This is a genomic window from Achromobacter agilis (genome assembly GCF_900496965.1).
GTDB lineage: Bacteria > Pseudomonadota > Gammaproteobacteria > Burkholderiales > Burkholderiaceae_B > Achromobacter > Achromobacter agilis.
Genome location: NZ_UFQB01000001.1, coordinates 95,430 through 111,510, shown reverse-complemented (window position 1 = coordinate 111,510; position 16,081 = coordinate 95,430). Strand labels below are relative to the sequence as shown.

Sequence of the window (16,081 nt, the reverse complement as noted above, 5' to 3'; positions counted from 1 at the left end):
GCTTTATGGCCAGAATTCTGGTGGTTGACGACGAAGTCGGTATACGCGAGCTTTTGTCGGAGATCCTTTACGACGAAGGACACACGGTCGAGCTGGCTGAAAATGCGGCGCAGGCGCGCGCGGCGCGGTTGCGCATGCGTCCCGACCTGGTGTTGCTGGACATCTGGATGCCCGACACCGACGGGGTGAGCCTGCTCAAGGAGTGGGGCTCGCAAGGCCTGCTGGACATGCCCGTGATCATGATGAGCGGCCATGCCACCATCGATACGGCGGTCGAAGCCACGCGCATCGGCGCCATGGATTTCCTTGAAAAGCCCATCACGCTGCAGCGTCTGCTGAAGACCGTGGCCGCCGGCCTGGCCCGCGGCCGCGCGCCGCACCCGGCGCCCGCCGCCGCGCATCCGGCTGCCGCCAGCCCCGCGGTGGCGCTGGAAGACGAGCTCGATCCCCCGGCCCTGGCCGCCGCGCCCGCCAACGAAATTCCGGTCGCCTCCAATGGCCAGCTGGGCAGCATTTCGCTGGACCAGCCCCTGCGCGAAGCGCGCGACGAGTTCGAGCGCATCTATTTCGAATACCACCTGGTCCGGGAAAGCCACAGCATGACCCGGGTATCGGAACGCACTGGCCTGGAGCGCACCCACCTGTACCGCAAGCTCAAGCAATTGGGCATCGAGTCCGCCCGCAAGCGGAGCACATGAAGATCCTGATCATGGGCGCTGGTCGCGTAGGCACCAGCGTGGCGGAGAACCTGGTGTCGGAAGAGAACGACATCACGGTCATCGATTCGGACCCGGTCCAGCTTCAATACCTGCAAGAACACTTCGACCTGCGTGTCGTCCATGGCGACGGCGCGCAGGTGTCGGTGCTGGAAGCCGCCGGCGCCGCCGACACCGATCTGCTGATCGCCTGTGCGGCCTCCGACACCGCCAATATGGTGGCCTGCAAGATCGCCCGCCAGCTGTTCAATATCCCCCGCCGCATCGCCCGCATCCGCTCGGCCGAGTTCGCCGAGCACGCCGAGCTCATGAGCGAAGAAGGCTTCTGCATCGACGCGCTGATCAGCCCGGAGCGCAGCGTCACCACATACCTGCACAGCCTGATCGAGTTCCCCGAGGCCCTGCAGGTGGTGGAGTTCGCCGAAGGGCGCGTCAGCGTCGTGACGGTCCGGGTAGGGCATGGCAGCCCCATGGCGCATTCCCCCGTCGACAAGCTGCGTGACGTCTGGCCGGACGTGAAGGCCCGCGTGATCGACGTGCTGCGCGGCGGCCGGCCGCTGCGCGCCGGCAGCGGCACTGTCGTCGCCCCTGGCGACGAAGTCGTCCTGGTGGTGGACTCGCGCGACGCACGTCGGGCGGTCCGGCAACTGCGCGAGGCCGAGCGCGCCGTGCGCCGGGTGATGATCGCGGGCGGAGGAAACATCGGCCTGCGCCTTGCGCGCCAACTGGCCGAGGAAAAATACAGCGTCCGCATCATCGAGCGGGACCTGAAGCGTTGCGAATACCTGGCCACGCAACTGCCCGACAGCGTGCTGGTCTTGCATGGCAGCGGCACCGACGAGGCCCTGCTGGAACGCGAAAGCATCGAAGACATGGACACCTGGCTGGCGCTCACCAGCGACGACGAAGACAACATCATGTCCTCGCTGCTGGCCAAGCGCCTGGGCGCCCGCAAGGTGATCGCCCTGATCAACCGCCAGGCCTATGGCGAACTGATGCAGGGCAGCCATATCGATATCGCCGTGTCGCCCTCCCAGGCCACCATGAGCGAGCTGCTGCGCCACGTGCGCCGGGGCGACGTGGCCGCCGTGCACCGCCTGCGCCAGGGCGTGGCCGAAGCGCTCGAGGCCATCGCCCACGGCGATCGCTCCAATTCGAAGGTGGTCGGCCGTGCCGTGGGCCAGATCAGCCTGCCCAAGGGCGCCAGCATCGGCGCGCTGGTGCGCGAGGATGAAATCATCCTGCCGGACGCCGATACCGTGATCGAATCGGACGACCACGTCATCGTCTTCGTGCCGTCGCGCCGGCAGATGCCGCGCGTGGAAAAGCTGTTCCAAGTTTCGGCGTCGTTCTTCTGATGCGAGCCGCCTTCTCCCTCCTCCGCGGGCCGCGCGCGGCCGGATAGCTCCATGAAGCGCGTCTTGGGCACCCTCTACATCCTGGGCCTGACGATGGTGATGTTCGCGCTCACCATGCTGATTCCCCTGTGCGTCGCCTATGTAGGCGGCGACGCGGCGCGCGATGCCTTCCTGGACGGCTTCCTGATCTCGGTGGGCATCGGTGTGGGCCTGGCCGCCCTGACCCGCCGCGCCCGTTGCGAGCTGCGGGCGCGGGATGGTTTCGTGCTGGTATCGGCCGTGTATGCGGGCTTGCCCCTGCTGGCGGCCATTCCGCTGCTGCTGTATTTCCATGGTGCCGGGCTGCCGCTGTCGTTCACCGGGGCGTATTTCGAGGCCATGTCCGGCCTGACCACCACTGGGGCCACCGTCCTGACCAACCTGGACACCCTGCCGGCTTCCATCAACCTGTGGCGGGCCACGCTGATCTGGATCGGCGGCATGGGCATCCTGGTGCTGGCCGTGGCGATCCTGCCCCTGCTCGGGGTCGGCGGGCATCAGGTAGTGCGGGCGGAAACGCCCGGCCCGATGAAGGATGAGCGCCTGACCCCCCGGATCGCCAGCACCGCCAAGGCGCTGTATGCGGTGTATTTCGTGTTTTCCATCCTGTGCTTCCTGGCGTACCGCGCGGTCGGCCTGTCGTGGTTCGAGGCCTGGTGCCACATGGCCACGACGATGGGGCTGGGCGGTTTCTCCACCTGGGACGACGGCTTTGCCCATTTCGACTCGGTGGCCGTGGAAATGGTGGCGATGGTGTTCATGCTGATAGCCGGCATCAACTTCGCCACCCACTTCAACGCCTTCCGGCAGCGTAGCGGGCGCGCCTATCTGCGATGTCCGCAGGCGATCCCCTACCTGGCCGTCGTGCTGGGGGTGGGGCTGGTCATTTCCGTCTTCCTCTACCTGAAGGGGGTCTATGCCGAACCGCTGGAGGCCCTGCGGTACGGGATGTTCAACACGATCTCGATGGCGACCACCACCGGCTATGCCAATACCGATTTCGCGCAGTGGCCGCTGTTCGCGCCGCTGACGATGCTGCTGCTCTCCGGGTTCGCCACGTCGGCGGGATCGACGGGGGGCGGCATCAAAATGATCCGGGCGATCCTGCTGGTCAAACAGGCGCGTAACGAACTCGTCACCATGCTGCACCCGCACGCGGTCAGCCCGGTGCGGATCAACGGCAGGGCGGTCGAGACCCGGACCATGTCGTCCGTGCTGGCCTTCATGCTGTTCTACGGCCTTTCCATCGCCGTTTTCACCAGCCTGCTGCTCCTGTCCGGCCTGGACCCGATCACGGCGTTCTCGGCCGTTTTCGCCAGCGTGAACAACACCGGGCCGGGCCTGGGTCCGGTCGGCCCCATGGGCAATTTCGCCGTGCTGTCCGACTTCCAGATCTGGGTCTGTACCTTTGCGATGCTCATCGGACGCCTGGAGCTGCTGACTGTACTGGTGCTCTTCACGCCGATTTTCTGGCGCAAGTAATCCCCTCGGGTGGCGGGCGCTGGTGTCGGGAGCGTCTTGCGTCCCGGGTGTCAGACACCCGTGTCGCGGCGCGCCGGTTTGTGAGAGCGTCTCGTAGGGGTGTCTGACACTGCGTAGGAAGGGCCCGGCCATTTCAGGTGTCAGGCACTGGTGCAGGAAAGGCCTCGCCATTTCAGTGTCAGACACCCGCCGCGTCCGAGCGTCGCCGGACGCCAGGCTGGGCGCCGGCGGCCGCGAAGCGCCTGCCCGGCTCTGGGCCGCTTGCCGGCAGTCCTCCATCCCCGCTTTTTGATCCCGATTTTGTAGGTAATAACCCTAATAAGGGTTATCCCATGCCCCTTCGGAAGCCCCTTGCGGACTGGCCATCCGGGGCTCGCGGGCTGGAGAGCCGCGCCGTTTCTATGCCGTAAGCGCTTGCTCACTTTCTTTCGCAGGGAAAAACCGGATGCTTCGCGATGTTGCACATAAATGTCACGATTCTCAATCGTTTTGCCACAAAGTTGCGGCTATCATGCATGCACAAGCTGCCGTCTAGTGCCCCCCGGGAAGTTGCCGGGCTTCAAGGTCGAACGGCGCACCCCCTCATCAAACATTCAAAGGAGTCCGAGATGGAACAGATCCCGTTCATTTCGTCGGCCCCCAACACCCTGGGCATCGAGCTCGAGCTGCAACTGATCGACCCCCGCAGTTTTGACCTGACCGCAGCCTCTGACGAGCTGCTGGCCCAAATGGCCAACCATCCCATCGCCGACCGCGTCAAACCGGAAATCACGCGGTCCATGATCGAACTGAATTCGTCGGTGCATGAGCACCCGATGGGCCTCCTGGCCGAAATGCGCGAGATGCGCGACGCCCTGGTCGAGGCAGCGGACGCCGTCGGCGTTTCGGTCGCGGGCGGCGGCGCTCATCCCTTCATGCGCTGGCAAGAGCGCTCCATCTCCGACACCCCGCGCTTCCAGTACCTGGCCGAAATGTATGGTTACCTGGCGCGTCAATTTACTGTCTTCGGCCAGCATATCCACCTGGGCGTCAGGAACGGCGACGATTCCATCAAGCTCCTGCGCCGCCTTTCTCCCTACGTGCCGCATTTCATCGCGCTGTCGGCCTCCTCGCCGTACTGCGAGGGCGTGGATACGCTGTTCTCGTGCTCGCGCCTGAACGCGGTCAACAGCTTCCCGCTGGCCGGCCACATGCCGCCCGAGGTGAAAGACTGGTACCAATTCGAGGCGCACCTGGCCCGGCTGCGCGCCTATGGCCTGGCCGAGAGCATCAAGGACCTGTACTGGGACATCCGCCCCAAGCCTGAATTCGGCACGGTCGAGATCCGCGTCTGCGACACGCCCCTGACGGTCGAGCGGGCCTGCCAGATCGCGGCGTTCGCCCAGGCCCTGGCGGTGCTGCTGATGCGCGAGGACGACCCCTGCGACAACGCCTGGTTGCCCTACCGCAGCAACCACTTCCAGGCCTGCCGCTTCGGTTTGCAGGGCAGCTACGTGACGCCGGACGGCCAGCGGCTGCGCCTGATGGACCACCTGCGGGTGCTGTTCCAGCGCCTGATGCCGGTGGCCGAAGAACTGGGCACGGGCGACATGATCGCAACCCTGCGCGATGAATCCATGCGCAGCGGCAACGATTCGCGCTGGCTGCGCAGCCAGTTCCACCGCCTGCGCGATCTGCCCCTGCTCGTGGAAGCCATGTCGAACGCGTGGCGCGGCGTGGCAGCCGGTGCGGCAGCGCCCGCCGAACCCACTGCGGTCCTGCGGCGCCGCATCCGGGCCACCTCCGAACCCATGCAGCCCCTGCGGGCGTCGGAGCCCGGGGTTACCGCACCCACGCCCGATCGCCTGCACTAGGCCACCCGGTTTCCCCCGCCGCGGAACCCCGCTTCAGGGGTTGCCGCGGTGGCGGCCGCCAATCGCACTGACGGACAGGCGGGTTTCGCCGGCCGTCGTGCGGTGCGCGGCGGCGCGCCATGCGTGGCCGTAGGCGACTTCGATGCTCAGGGCAATGACGCCGTCCGGCCTGCGCTGCGCTTCCAGCGCGGCACAGAGGCGGTCGCGCCAATCCCGGCCCACCAACCCGCCCCGGCGGCCTTCCGCGGGGTTCCCGCCCAGCGCGCGCACGTCTTCCAGCAGCTTTTCGGGGCTGCGGTAGGTCAGGGTCAGGATTTCCTGGTCCATGACGGGGTCGGCGAAGCCGTTTTCCACCAGCAGATCGCCAAAGTCGTGCATGTCCACGAACGACGGCGTCGCCGTGCGCAGGCCGGCGTCCGCCAGGGCCTGGCGCAGTTCGCGCAGCGTGGCCGGGCCGAGGCAGGAAAACATGGCCAGCCCGCCCACCTTCAGGATGCGCCGCCATTCCGCCAGCACGGCGTGCGGGGCGCGGTGCCAGTGCATGGCGAGGTTGGACCACACCAATTCCAGCGATTCGGGCGGCAGCCCGGTATCCGCCAGGTCGGCGGCCACGAAGGCCGGGGCGGCCGGGCCGCGGCGGGCCAGCTTGCCGATCCAGGCCGACAGGCCCGCCGGCGCGTGGCGTCTGCGCGCCAGGTCGAGCAGCGGGGTGCAATTGTCCAGCCCCGTGTAGGCGGCCTCGGGATAGCGCTCACGCAGCAGGGGCAGGTTGTCGCCCGCGCCGCAGCCCGCATCCAGCATCGCCTGGGGCTGGATGCGGATGTACTGCAGACGGCCCAGCATGCGGCGGGCGATTTCCCCGTACAGGAACTGGGCGTCGGACAGGTCGCCGCGGCGGGCGAACTGCCGGGGCACGTCGGCGCTGACGATGGGTAGGGAGGGTAGCGTTGCGGGTTCTGGCAGGGACATTTTGGTCGCGCCCGCGCCTTCGTGGCGGAGCGGATCATGATTTCATGAGGGATGGCATCCATTATTGCGCATCCCGGCCGCAGGCTCCGATTGCCCCTACAACGCTTGGGGCGGCTGCTGCTGTCCCGGATCGGCTGCGACTGCCCCCTGTGCGGCGCGCGGGTGGCGGGCGCGAGGCTCTGCCCGGGCTGCGAGGCCGACATCCTGGCCGCCGAACCGGGCGCGCCGCCGCGCTGCCCGCGCTGCGCCCTCCGGCTGGTCCGAGGCACCGCCTGCTGCGCCGCCTGCCTGGGCGTGCCCCGGTCCTTTGCGCGCACGGTGGCGGCTTTCGACTACCAGCCGCCCGCCGATGCCCTGATCCTGATGCTGAAAGCCCAGCGGCGCCTCAGCATGGCGCCCGTGCTCGCCCGGCTGATCGCCGCCGCCATCGCCCGCGACGGCCCATTGCCCCCTGATGTCCTGCTGGTTCCGGTGCCCGCCGGCCGCGCGTCGCTGCGGCGGCGCGGCATGAACCCCGCCGCCGAGATCGCCCGCGGCCTGGCGGCGGAATTGGCGCTGCCCCTGGGGCGCGGGGTGCTGTTGCGGCGGCGCGAGGCGCCCCGGCAGACCGGCAAAAACCGGCAGGCCCGCCGGCGCGGCGCGGTCGGGCTGTTTGCCTGCGCGGGCGGGGTGCAGGGCCGGCACGTGGCCGTGGTGGACGACGTCATGACGACAGGCAGCACGGCCGACGCCGCCGCCGGAGCGCTGCTGGCCGCGGGGGCGGCTGGGGTCACGGTGCTGGTCGCGGCGCGCACGCCTTGAGGCGGCCCGCAGGCAAATCGGCGACAATCCCGGCTTACGGCCATCCGCGCCGCCAGCTGTCCGCCGAGCCCCATCCGCCATGTTCCACGTCATTCTCGTCTGCCCCGAGATTCCGCCCAATACCGGCAACGCCATCCGCCTGTGCGCCAATACCGGCGCCCAATTGCATCTGGTCCGTCCCTTGGGTTTCGAACTGGACGACGCCCGCATGCGCCGCGCGGGGCTGGATTACCACGAATGGCAGCCGGTCCGCGTGCACGATACGCTGCAAGAGGCCCTGGCCGACACGGGCGCCGGGCCGTCCAGCATCTATGCGCTGACCACGCATGCGCAACGCAGCGTGGCGGACGTCGGTTTCAAGCCGGGGGATGTGTTCGTGTTCGGCCGCGAAACGGCCGGGCTGTCGGAGGAACATCAGGCGCTGTTCCCGCCGCAGCAGCGCCTGCGGCTGCCGATGCGCGCCGGCCAGCGCAGCCTGAACCTGTCCAACGCCGTGGCGGTGACGGTATTCGAGGCCTGGCGCCAGCAGGGCTACGAAGGCGGCGTATAGGGCCGGCTCGCCGGGATCAGTCCAGCGACAGGTTCAGCTTCTCGATGACCTGGTCCCAGCGCGCTTTTTCATTCTTGATGCGGGCGGTCAGGGCTTCGGGCGTGGAGGGCGCGGGCGTGAAATACTGTAGCGCCAGCTGCTTGCGCACGGCTTCGCTGCCGATGATGCGCGCCAGTTCGCTGTTCAAGCGCTCGACGATCGGCGCGGGCGTGCCGGCCGGGACCAGCACGGCGTTCCACGAAATGGCCTCGAAGTCGGGATAGCCCTGGGACGCCATGGTCGGAATGCCGGGCAGCGCGTCGCTGGGCTGCAGGCTGGTCACGGCCAGCAGCTTCACTTTGCCGTCGCGCGCCTGGGGCACGGCGATGGCGGGCACCATGAAACCGGCCTGGACGTCGCCGCCAATGATGGCGGTGATGACCTGCGGAAAGCCGGAATAGGGGATGTGAGCCAGGTCGACGCCCGCGCTTTCCTTGAACATCTCCATCGCCAAGTGAGCCGAGCTGCCCGGGCCCACGGAACCGTAGTTCAGCGAGCTGCCGCGCTTCTTCACCAGCGCAACGAAATCCTTGACGTTGTCGACCTGCAGGCTGCCCGGCACGACCAGCACGTTGGGGCTGGTGCCGACCAGCGACACGGGCGCCAGGTCGCGCAGCGGGTCGTAGCCCAGGGTCTTCTTGTAGAGCGTGGGGGCGGTGACCAGCGGGCCGTTGATCGTATAAAGCAGCGTATAGCCGTCCGGTTTGGCCTGCGACACGATGCGGGTGCCGATGTTGCCCCCGGCGCCCGGCTTGTTGTCGATGACGATGGGCTGGCCCAGGGCCTGGGCCAGCGGTTCCGAGATCGTGCGCGCCAGGATGTCGGGCGAGGAGCCGGGCGGGAAGGGCACGACCATGTGGATCGGGTGGTCGGGCCAGTCGGCGTGGGCGGCGGCGGGCAGGGCCGCGGCCAGGCTCAGGCACAGGCCGCGTAGCAGCTGGCCGACCCGGAACTTGCGGGTTTGCGTCATGAAGAGTGTCTCCTCGGTGGGGCGTGGTGTTTTGTCGTTGGTCAGGGGGATCGGCCGTCCGGCGGGTCTTCTGGCAGGCCGGCCCCGCTTTCGTAGCGGGCATCGCGGGCGAGCAGGGCGGAGACGGCCGTCATGGGGGCCACGCCGTCGAACAGTACGGCGCAGACGGCCTCGGTGATCGGCAGTTCGACCCGGATGGCGCGCGCGCGCTCCAGGGCGGCGCGCGCGCAGCGCACGCCTTCGGCGGTGATGCCGCTGGCCAGGATGTCGGTCAGCTTGCGGCCGGCGCCGATTTCCAGGCCGACCCGGCGGTTGCGGGACAATTCGCCGGTGGCGGTCAGCACCAGGTCGCCCAGGCCGGTCAGTCCGGCGAAGGTCTCGGCCTGCGCGCCCAGGGCCACGCCGAAGCGGGTCATTTCGGCCAGGCCGCGGGTGATCAGTGCCGCGCGGGCGTTGGTGCCCAGGGCCAGGCCGTCGCAGATGCCGCAGGCGACGGCGATGACGTTCTTCAACGCGCCGCCCACCTCCACGCCGACCAGGTCGGTGCTGGCGTAGACGCGTAGCGCGGCGCCATGGAAGGCGGCGGTGGTGGCGGCGCGCAGGGAAGGGCTGTCGCTGGCCACGGTCAGCGCCACGGGCAGGCCCTGCGCGACTTCGCGTGCGAACGAGGGGCCGGACAGGGCGCCGCCGGTTGCGCCGGGCAGGGCCTCGCGCATGATTTCGTGGGGCAGCCTGGCCGTGTCGGCTTCGAAGCCCTTGCACGTCCAGACGATGGGGGTGTCCTGCAATCCCAGCGCGGGCAGCCGGCGGGATAGCTCGCCGCAGATGGCGGTCAGGCCGGCCACGGGGACGCCCAGCACGATGAGACGCTGTGCGCCGTCGTCCTGCAGGCTGCGCAGCGTGGCGTCGAGATCGGAGGAGATGTTCAGCGCCTGGGGCAGGGGAATGCCAGGCAGGTAGCGCGCATTTTCATGCGTGGCGGCCATATCGGCCGCCTGGGCGGCGTCGCGCGCCCAGAGCAGGGTGGCGTGGCGGCGGCTGGCCGCCGCCGCCAGCGCGGTGCCCCAGCTTCCCGCGCCCAGCACGGCGACGCACAGGCGCGGCTCGGGGGTTTTTTTCATCGCAGAGCCGCCGCGGCGTGCTTACTGGCGGGTTGCGCCGGGGGGCAGGATGATGCCCGAGTCGCTGCCGTTGCCGTTGGCCGCGCCCTGCTGTTGCTGCAGCTCGGCCAGGCGCTGTTCGTACAGGGCCTGGAAGTTCACTTCGGTCAGGTGCAGCGGCGGCATCGAGGTGCGGGTGATCGCGTCGGCGATGTTGGCGCGCAGGTACGGGTACAGCATGGTCGGGCAGACGATGCCCAGCAGCGGATCGAGCTGTTCTTCAGGGATGTTGGCGGCTTCGAAGATGCCGGCCTGCGTGCCTTCGACCAGGTAGACCACCTTTTCGTTGACGCGGGTGGTGACCGTGACCGTGACCGTGGTTTCGAACACGGTGTCGGCCAGGCGCTGCCCGCCCACGGTGATGCTCACTTCGACCTGGGGCGCTTCTTGCTCCAGGAAGACGTGAGGCGCATTCGGCATTTCCAGCGAAAGATCTTTCAGGTAGACGCGCTGCAGATTGAACGCAGGCGCGTCGTTGCCGCCTTCTTGCTGGGTGTTTTGGTCTTGATCAGCCATGAGTGTTTCCGTTGGTGGGAGGGGCAAAAAGGGGGGCGATAGCCGGGGCCTAGCCGTTCAGCATGGGAGCGAGGCCGCCCGAGCGGTCCAGCGCCATGAGATCGTCGCAACCGCCGACGTGGGTATCGCCGATGAAGATCTGTGGCACGGTGCGCCGGCCGGTGCGTTCGATCATGACGTCGCGCTGGCCGGGCTCCCGGTCGATCTGGATGATTTCCAGGTCCGTCACGCCGCGCTGCTCCAGCAGCGCCTTGGCGCGCGCGCAATAGGGACAATAGTCCTTGCTGTACATGACGACTTTGTTCATGGGCGCTCCTGTGGGTACAAGAATAGGCAAATGGGGGCGAAGCCCTCGGATTCAACCCTTCTGGGTGACCGGCAGGCTGGCCGCGGACCAGGCGCGCATGCCGCCTTCCAGCGGCACCACGTCGGCGAAGCCTTGCGCGCGGAGCTTGGCGGCGGCACGGGCGGAATCGCGGCCGTTGTCGCAAACCACGACCAGCGGCTTGTTCTTGGGCAGGGAAGCGGCCTTTTGCTCCAGGTCCGCCGCCGGCACGTTGCGCGCCTGGGCGATATGGCCGGCCTGGAATTGTTCCGCGGGGCGCACGTCGACCCATACGGCCTGGCGCTGGTTCACCATCTGGATGGCTTCACCCGTGCTGACGGCCGAGCCGGCCCGGCCGCGCCGCAGGGCGGGGATGGCCAGCATGACGCCGGAAATCACGGCGACGGCGACAATGAAGATGTTGTTTTTATCGAGCAAGAATTGCAGAAGATCCACGGGGCATCCTGAAGTGTGGCGACTAGCCTGGTATCGGCGAACCTTGGGCAGCCCCCCAACCGAAACGGGCGGGTGCGCCAGGGCAAAATCAAGGGCAAAATCACTCAATTATAAAATGAGCGCATTCTCTGACCATTTCCTAACTTTAACCCGCGACAATCGCGTGCCAAACCATGCATAAACTTGTTCTGATGCGCCACGGCGAAAGCCAGTGGAACCTGGAAAACCGCTTCACGGGCTGGACCGACGTCGACCTGACCGACACGGGCCGTGAACAGGCCCGCAAGGCCGGCGAGCTCCTCAAGAAAGAAGGCTACACCTTCGACCTGGCCTACTCCTCGGTGCTCAAGCGCGCCATCCGCACCCTGTGGATCGCCCTGGACGCCATGGACGCCATGTATACGCCCGTGGGCGTCAACTGGCGCCTGAACGAACGCCACTACGGCGCGCTGCAGGGCCTGAACAAGGCCGAAACCGCGGCCAAGTACGGCGACGAGCAAGTGCTGATCTGGCGCCGCGCCTATGCGATCGCCCCGGAGCCGCTTGCCCTGGACGACGAGCGCCACCCCCGTTTCGACAGCCGCTACGCCCGGATCCCGGCCGACCAGCTGCCGGCCACCGAGTGCCTGAAGGACACCGTCGCCCGCGTGCTGCCATTCTGGAACGAATCCATCGCCCCGGCCATCCGTTCGGGCCGCAAGGTGCTCATCGCCGCCCACGGCAACAGCCTGCGCGCCCTGATCAAGCATCTGGACAATGTGTCCGACGACGACATCGTCAACCTCAATATTCCCACCGGGCAGCCGCTGGTCTACGAATTGGATGATGACCTGCGCCCCATCCGCCACTATTATCTGGGCGATGCCGCCGAGATCGAGGCGGCCATGGCGGCGGTAGCCGCCCAGGGCAAGGCCAAGAAGGACTGACATCCTGAGAAGGACTGATATTTCCATGTGTCGCACGGCGGGGTTGTTGTTGGCGGTCATTCTGGCCGGTGGAGCGTTGTCGGCTGGCGCCGCGCCCAATGACCTTGCCGGCCGTCAGTCCGACGCGGAAAAGCAGCAGGCCGCCTTGCGGGACCGCATCGAGAACCTCCAGAAGGAAATCGATGACCGCGAGGCCGCCCGCAAGGAAGCGGCCGACGCCCTCAAACAGTCGGAATCGGCCATTTCCCGGATCAACCTGCGCTTGCGGGAGCTGTCCGAGGCCAACCGCCAGGCCCAGACGGACCTGGCCGGCCTGGAAAAGCAGATCGATGCGCAGCAGGCCGTGCTGGCCAAGCGCCGCACCGAACTGGCCGAGCAGCTCCGCACCCAATACACCAGCGGCTTGTCGCCCTGGACGGCGCTGCTGTCCGGCGACGATCCGCAGGTGCTGGGGCGCAACCTGGGCTATCTGGATTACGTTTCGCAGGCCCGGGCCGCGGCCGTGCAGGCCCTGCGGGCGGATATCGACCGCCTGGCCGCCCTGCAGGAGCGCGCCGACGCCCGGCGCGCCGAGATCGAGAAAGTCGTCGCCGAAACCTCGGAACAGAAAACCGCGCTGGTCGGGCAGCAGAAGGAACGCGCCACGCTCCTGGCCCGCCTGGAAGGCCAGATTGCCGCCCAGCGCGCCGAAGCCAACAAGCTGGGGCGCGACGACCAGCGCCTGTCGCGCCTGATTACCGATCTGGACGCGGCCATCGCCAAGCAGATCGAAGAGGCCCGCAAGGCGGAAGAGGCGCGCAGGAAGGCCGAGGAGGCCCGCAAGCTTGAAGAGGCGCGCCGCGCTGCCGAAGATGCCCGCAAGAAGGCCGAAGCCGAGCGCCGCGCCGAGGAAGCCCGCAAGAAGGCCGACGCCGACCGCAAGGTCGCCTCGGACAACGCGCGGCGCGAACGGGATGCCCGGGACGCGCGCGAAGCGGCCCAGGCACGCGAACAGGTCGAAGCGGCTTCGCGCCAGAACCGGGGGCCGGTCGCCGTGGCCGACCCGGACGCCGCCGGCCTGCGTCCGGCCGAACAGCGGCAATCCCGCCTGGTCGTGCCCGACGAGACGCCGCCCGCGGCAAAACCCGCGGAACCGCCCCAACAGGCGGAACCTGTGCCGGAAAAAGCCGCTCCAAGCCGTAGCGAGCCGCCCCAGACTGCCCGCGCTGCCCCGGTCGGCGGCGGCAATGGCCTGCGCCATGGCCTGGCCATGCCGGTGCGCGGCCAGGTGCAGGGCCGTTTCGGGGTCGACCGCCCGGACGGCGGCGTCTGGCGCGGCGTGGTGCTGCGCGCGCCCGAGGGCACGCCGGTCAAGGTGGTGGCCCCGGGCACCGTGGTCTACGCTGATTGGCTGCGCGGCTTCGGCAACCTCATCATTGTGGACCATGGGCAGCAGTACCTGACCGTCTATGCTTACAACCAGAGCCTGCTCAAGCGGGTGGGAGATTCGGTGACGGGTGGCGACACGATCGCCACGGTAGGCGCAACCGGCGGCCAAGTGGAATCCGGCCTATACTTTGAAATTCGCCATCGTGGCGCTCCTGTGGATCCGGCCCAGTGGCTGGCACAGTAAATTGGTGTTTGTTGGCAGATACGTGTCGTTGGTAAAAAACCGTTGGTAAATACCAAACCCATCGGCGAAAACACAATTCGGGAAGTGTGCATGGGCACTCGTAAGTTTCGCGGTTTCGGTCTGATTGCCATCGGTGCGGTGGCGGGTGTGTTGCTTAGCGTGGGCGTGACAGCGGTCGCGCAGCGCGGCAGTCCCCTGCCTTTGGACGAACTCAGGCAACTGAGCAACGTGTTCGCCGCCATCAAGAACAACTACGTCGAGGCCGTCGACGACAAGACCCTGATCGACAATGCCATTTCCGGCATGGTGTCGAACCTGGATCCCCACTCCGCCTACCTGGATGCCGACGCGTTCCGCGAAATGCAGACGGCAACGCAAGGCGAGTTCGGCGGCCTGGGCATCGAGGTCGGCGCCGAAGACGGCTTCGTGAAGGTGATCTCGCCGATCGAAGACACGCCCGCCGCGCGCGCTGGCGTGATGGCCGGCGACCTCATCATCAAGATCGACGACACGCCCACCAAGGGCATGACGCTCAACGACGCGGTCAAGCTGATGCGCGGCGCGCCCAAGTCGCCGATCACGCTGACCATCATGCGCGCCGACCGTCCGCAGCCCATCGTGCTGAAGATCGTGCGCGACATCATCAAGGTGCGCAGCGTGCGCAGCAAGATGCTGGACAACGGCATCGGCTACGTGCGTGTCGCCCAGTTCCAGGAAAAGACCGGCGCCGACCTGGCCAAGCAGCTCAAGGACCTGGGCGCGAAGGAAGCTCCCAAGGGCCTGGTGCTGGATCTGCGCAATGACCCGGGCGGCCTGCTGACCAGCGCCATCGGCGTGGCCGGCGCGTTCCTGCCGCCGGATTCGCTGGTGGTGTCCACCGACGGCCGCACGCCCGATGCCCGCCACAAGTACCTGGCCACGCCGTCCGAGTACGCCCGCGGCGAAAGCAACTATCTGTCCGGCCTGCCGGCCTGGACCAAGACGGTGCCGATGGTCGTGCTGGTGAACGTCGGTTCCGCCTCGGCCTCCGAGATCGTGGCCGGCGCGCTGCAAGACCACAAGCGCGCCAAGGTGCTGGGCAACCGCAGCTTCGGCAAGGGCTCGGTGCAGGTGATCCTGCCGCTGTCCGAAACCACCGCGGTCAAGCTCACCACGTCGCGCTATTTCACGCCCAGCGGCCGTTCGATCCAGGCCACCGGCATCGAGCCCGACTACGTCGTCGCCGACACGGCCGATGGCGACCTGTTCCGCTTGCCGCGCGAAGCCGACCTGCAGCGCCACCTGTCCAACCAGCAGACGGCCAACGAAGTGAAGTCCAACGCCGACCAGGACAACGTCGACGTACCGGCCAAGGTGTTCGAGTTCGGCGGCAAAGACGACTTCCAGCTGCAGCAGGCGCTGAACCTGCTGGCCGGCAAGCCTGTGCAGAAGGGCTCGGCCCGCGCGCAGGCCAAGGCCGATGCCAAGCCCGGCGGCGGCACTGCCCAACGCATGAAGATCACGCCGACCGGAGTCGAGCCCAGCAAGGACAAATGAACGACGAGCAACTGCTGCGCTACGCCCGCCACATCCTGCTCGACGAGCTGGGAATAGAAGGGCAGGAAAAACTGCTGGCGGCGCGTGTGCTCATCGTGGGGGCGGGCGGGCTGGGTTCGCCTGCCGCGCTCTACCTGGCGACGGCCGGCGTGGGCGACATCACCCTGGCCGACGACGACGTCGTCGAGCTGAGCAACCTGCAACGCCAGATCCTGCACACCACCGCCAGCGTCGGCCGCCACAAGGCCGAATCGGGACGCGACATGCTGGCCGCGTTCAATCCGCAGACGCAGGTCCATGCCCGCGTCGAGCGGCTTCAGGGGCAGGCCCTGTCCGACGCGGTGGCGCAAGCCGACCTGGTGCTCGACTGCACCGACAACTTCACCACCCGTCACGCCATCAACCGCGCCTGCGTCCAGCACCGCAAGCCCTTGGTGTCCGGCGCCGCGATCCGCTTCGACGGCCAGGTCAGCGTCTACGACCTGCGCGACGACCGCTCGCCCTGTTACCACTGCCTGTTCCCGGAAGGCGACGACGTCGAGGAGGCCAACTGCGCCACCATGGGCGTGTTCGCGCCGGTCGTGGGTATCATCGGCAGCATGCAGGCGGCGGAAGCGCTCAAACTGCTGTCCGGGGTGGGCGAAAGCCTGTCCGGACGCCTGCTGTGGCTGGACGTGCGCACCATGCAATGGCGCAGCGTGAACGTCCAGCGCGACCCCGAATGCGCGGTCTGTGGCCATCGCGGGCAGTGAAATCCCCCGCCATATTGAACC

Annotated in this window: 16 protein-coding genes; 10 read left to right on the top strand and 6 right to left on the bottom strand. The window is 67.7% G+C overall.

Features of this window, described 5'->3' with window-relative positions; translation table 11 throughout:
* Positions 1-5: 5 nt before the first annotated feature.
* From AGI3411_RS00535 to AGI3411_RS00520, 4 genes are all read left to right on the top strand, one after another.
* Positions 6-698: a response regulator gene (locus tag AGI3411_RS00535; protein WP_129525502.1), complete on the top strand. Its 693-nt coding sequence runs from the start codon at positions 6-8 to the stop codon at positions 696-698.
* The gene (trkA, locus tag AGI3411_RS00530) at positions 695-2,074 is read left to right on the top strand and encodes a Trk system potassium transporter TrkA (protein ID WP_129525501.1); all 1,380 of its coding nucleotides are present in this window, start codon (positions 695-697) and stop codon (positions 2,072-2,074) included. The genes AGI3411_RS00535 and trkA overlap by 4 nt, the downstream gene beginning before the upstream one ends.
* Positions 2,075-2,125: 51 nt before the next feature.
* Positions 2,126-3,595 (top strand): TrkH family potassium uptake protein, encoded by a 1,470-nt coding sequence (locus AGI3411_RS00525; protein ID WP_129525500.1) that lies wholly within the window; start codon positions 2,126-2,128, stop codon positions 3,593-3,595.
* Positions 3,596-4,203: 608 nt separating this feature from the next.
* Positions 4,204-5,448: a YbdK family carboxylate-amine ligase gene (locus tag AGI3411_RS00520; protein ID WP_129525499.1), complete on the top strand. Its 1,245-nt coding sequence runs from the start codon at positions 4,204-4,206 to the stop codon at positions 5,446-5,448.
* Between the two features lie 33 nt (positions 5,449-5,481).
* Here AGI3411_RS00520 and AGI3411_RS00515 read toward each other — a convergent pair whose 3' ends face one another.
* Positions 5,482-6,417, bottom strand: a complete 936-nt coding sequence (locus tag AGI3411_RS00515; protein WP_129525498.1) for a methyltransferase domain-containing protein — start codon at positions 6,415-6,417, stop codon at positions 5,482-5,484.
* A 90-nt stretch (positions 6,418-6,507) separates the two neighbouring features.
* Between AGI3411_RS00515 and AGI3411_RS00510 the strand changes: the two genes are divergently transcribed.
* Together AGI3411_RS00510 and AGI3411_RS00505 are read left to right on the top strand one after the other, a co-directional pair.
* Positions 6,508-7,218, top strand: coding sequence for a ComF family protein (locus tag AGI3411_RS00510; RefSeq protein WP_425265299.1), 711 nt, complete (start codon positions 6,508-6,510; stop codon positions 7,216-7,218).
* A 79-nt stretch (positions 7,219-7,297) separates the two neighbouring features.
* Entirely contained in the window at positions 7,298-7,768 is a 471-nt protein-coding gene (locus tag AGI3411_RS00505; RefSeq protein WP_129525497.1) for a tRNA (cytidine(34)-2'-O)-methyltransferase, read from the top strand.
* A gap of 16 nt (positions 7,769-7,784) precedes the next feature.
* On the opposite strand, the gene AGI3411_RS00500 is transcribed toward AGI3411_RS00505, so the two are convergent.
* The 5 genes from AGI3411_RS00500 to AGI3411_RS00480 are packed head-to-tail and all read right to left on the bottom strand — an operon-like array spanning position 7,785 to position 11,234.
* Positions 7,785-8,777, bottom strand: coding sequence for a Bug family tripartite tricarboxylate transporter substrate binding protein (locus tag AGI3411_RS00500; protein ID WP_129525496.1), 993 nt, complete (start codon positions 8,775-8,777; stop codon positions 7,785-7,787).
* A 41-nt stretch (positions 8,778-8,818) separates the two neighbouring features.
* Positions 8,819-9,898, bottom strand: a complete 1,080-nt coding sequence (locus AGI3411_RS00495) for an NAD(P)H-dependent glycerol-3-phosphate dehydrogenase (protein ID WP_129525495.1) — start codon at positions 9,896-9,898, stop codon at positions 8,819-8,821.
* A gap of 21 nt (positions 9,899-9,919) precedes the next feature.
* Positions 9,920-10,453 (bottom strand): protein-export chaperone SecB, encoded by a 534-nt coding sequence (gene secB, locus AGI3411_RS00490; protein ID WP_129525494.1) that lies wholly within the window; start codon positions 10,451-10,453, stop codon positions 9,920-9,922.
* Between the two features lie 49 nt (positions 10,454-10,502).
* Positions 10,503-10,760, bottom strand: a complete 258-nt coding sequence (gene grxC, locus AGI3411_RS00485; protein WP_129525493.1) for a glutaredoxin 3 — start codon at positions 10,758-10,760, stop codon at positions 10,503-10,505.
* Positions 10,761-10,811: 51 nt separating this feature from the next.
* Positions 10,812-11,234: a rhodanese-like domain-containing protein gene (locus AGI3411_RS00480; protein ID WP_165359023.1), complete on the bottom strand. Its 423-nt coding sequence runs from the start codon at positions 11,232-11,234 to the stop codon at positions 10,812-10,814.
* Between the two features lie 173 nt (positions 11,235-11,407).
* On the opposite strand from AGI3411_RS00480, the gene gpmA reads away from it, so the two are divergent.
* The 4 genes from gpmA to AGI3411_RS00460 all read left to right on the top strand — a co-directional run bounded on the left by gpmA (position 11,408) and on the right by AGI3411_RS00460 (position 16,060).
* A complete protein-coding gene (gene gpmA, locus AGI3411_RS00475) occupies positions 11,408-12,160 on the top strand; it encodes a 2,3-diphosphoglycerate-dependent phosphoglycerate mutase (protein ID WP_129525492.1) in 753 nt (250 codons plus the stop codon).
* A gap of 25 nt (positions 12,161-12,185) precedes the next feature.
* Complete coding sequence (locus AGI3411_RS00470; RefSeq protein WP_129525491.1) at positions 12,186-13,772, top strand: murein hydrolase activator EnvC family protein; 1,587 nt, start codon at positions 12,186-12,188, stop codon at positions 13,770-13,772.
* 90 nt (positions 13,773-13,862) lie between these two features.
* A complete protein-coding gene (locus tag AGI3411_RS00465) occupies positions 13,863-15,308 on the top strand; it encodes a S41 family peptidase (protein WP_129525490.1) in 1,446 nt (481 codons plus the stop codon).
* A complete protein-coding gene (locus AGI3411_RS00460) occupies positions 15,305-16,060 on the top strand; it encodes a HesA/MoeB/ThiF family protein (RefSeq protein ID WP_129525489.1) in 756 nt (251 codons plus the stop codon). The genes AGI3411_RS00465 and AGI3411_RS00460 overlap by 4 nt, the downstream gene beginning before the upstream one ends.
* Positions 16,061-16,081: the final 21 nt, after the last annotated feature.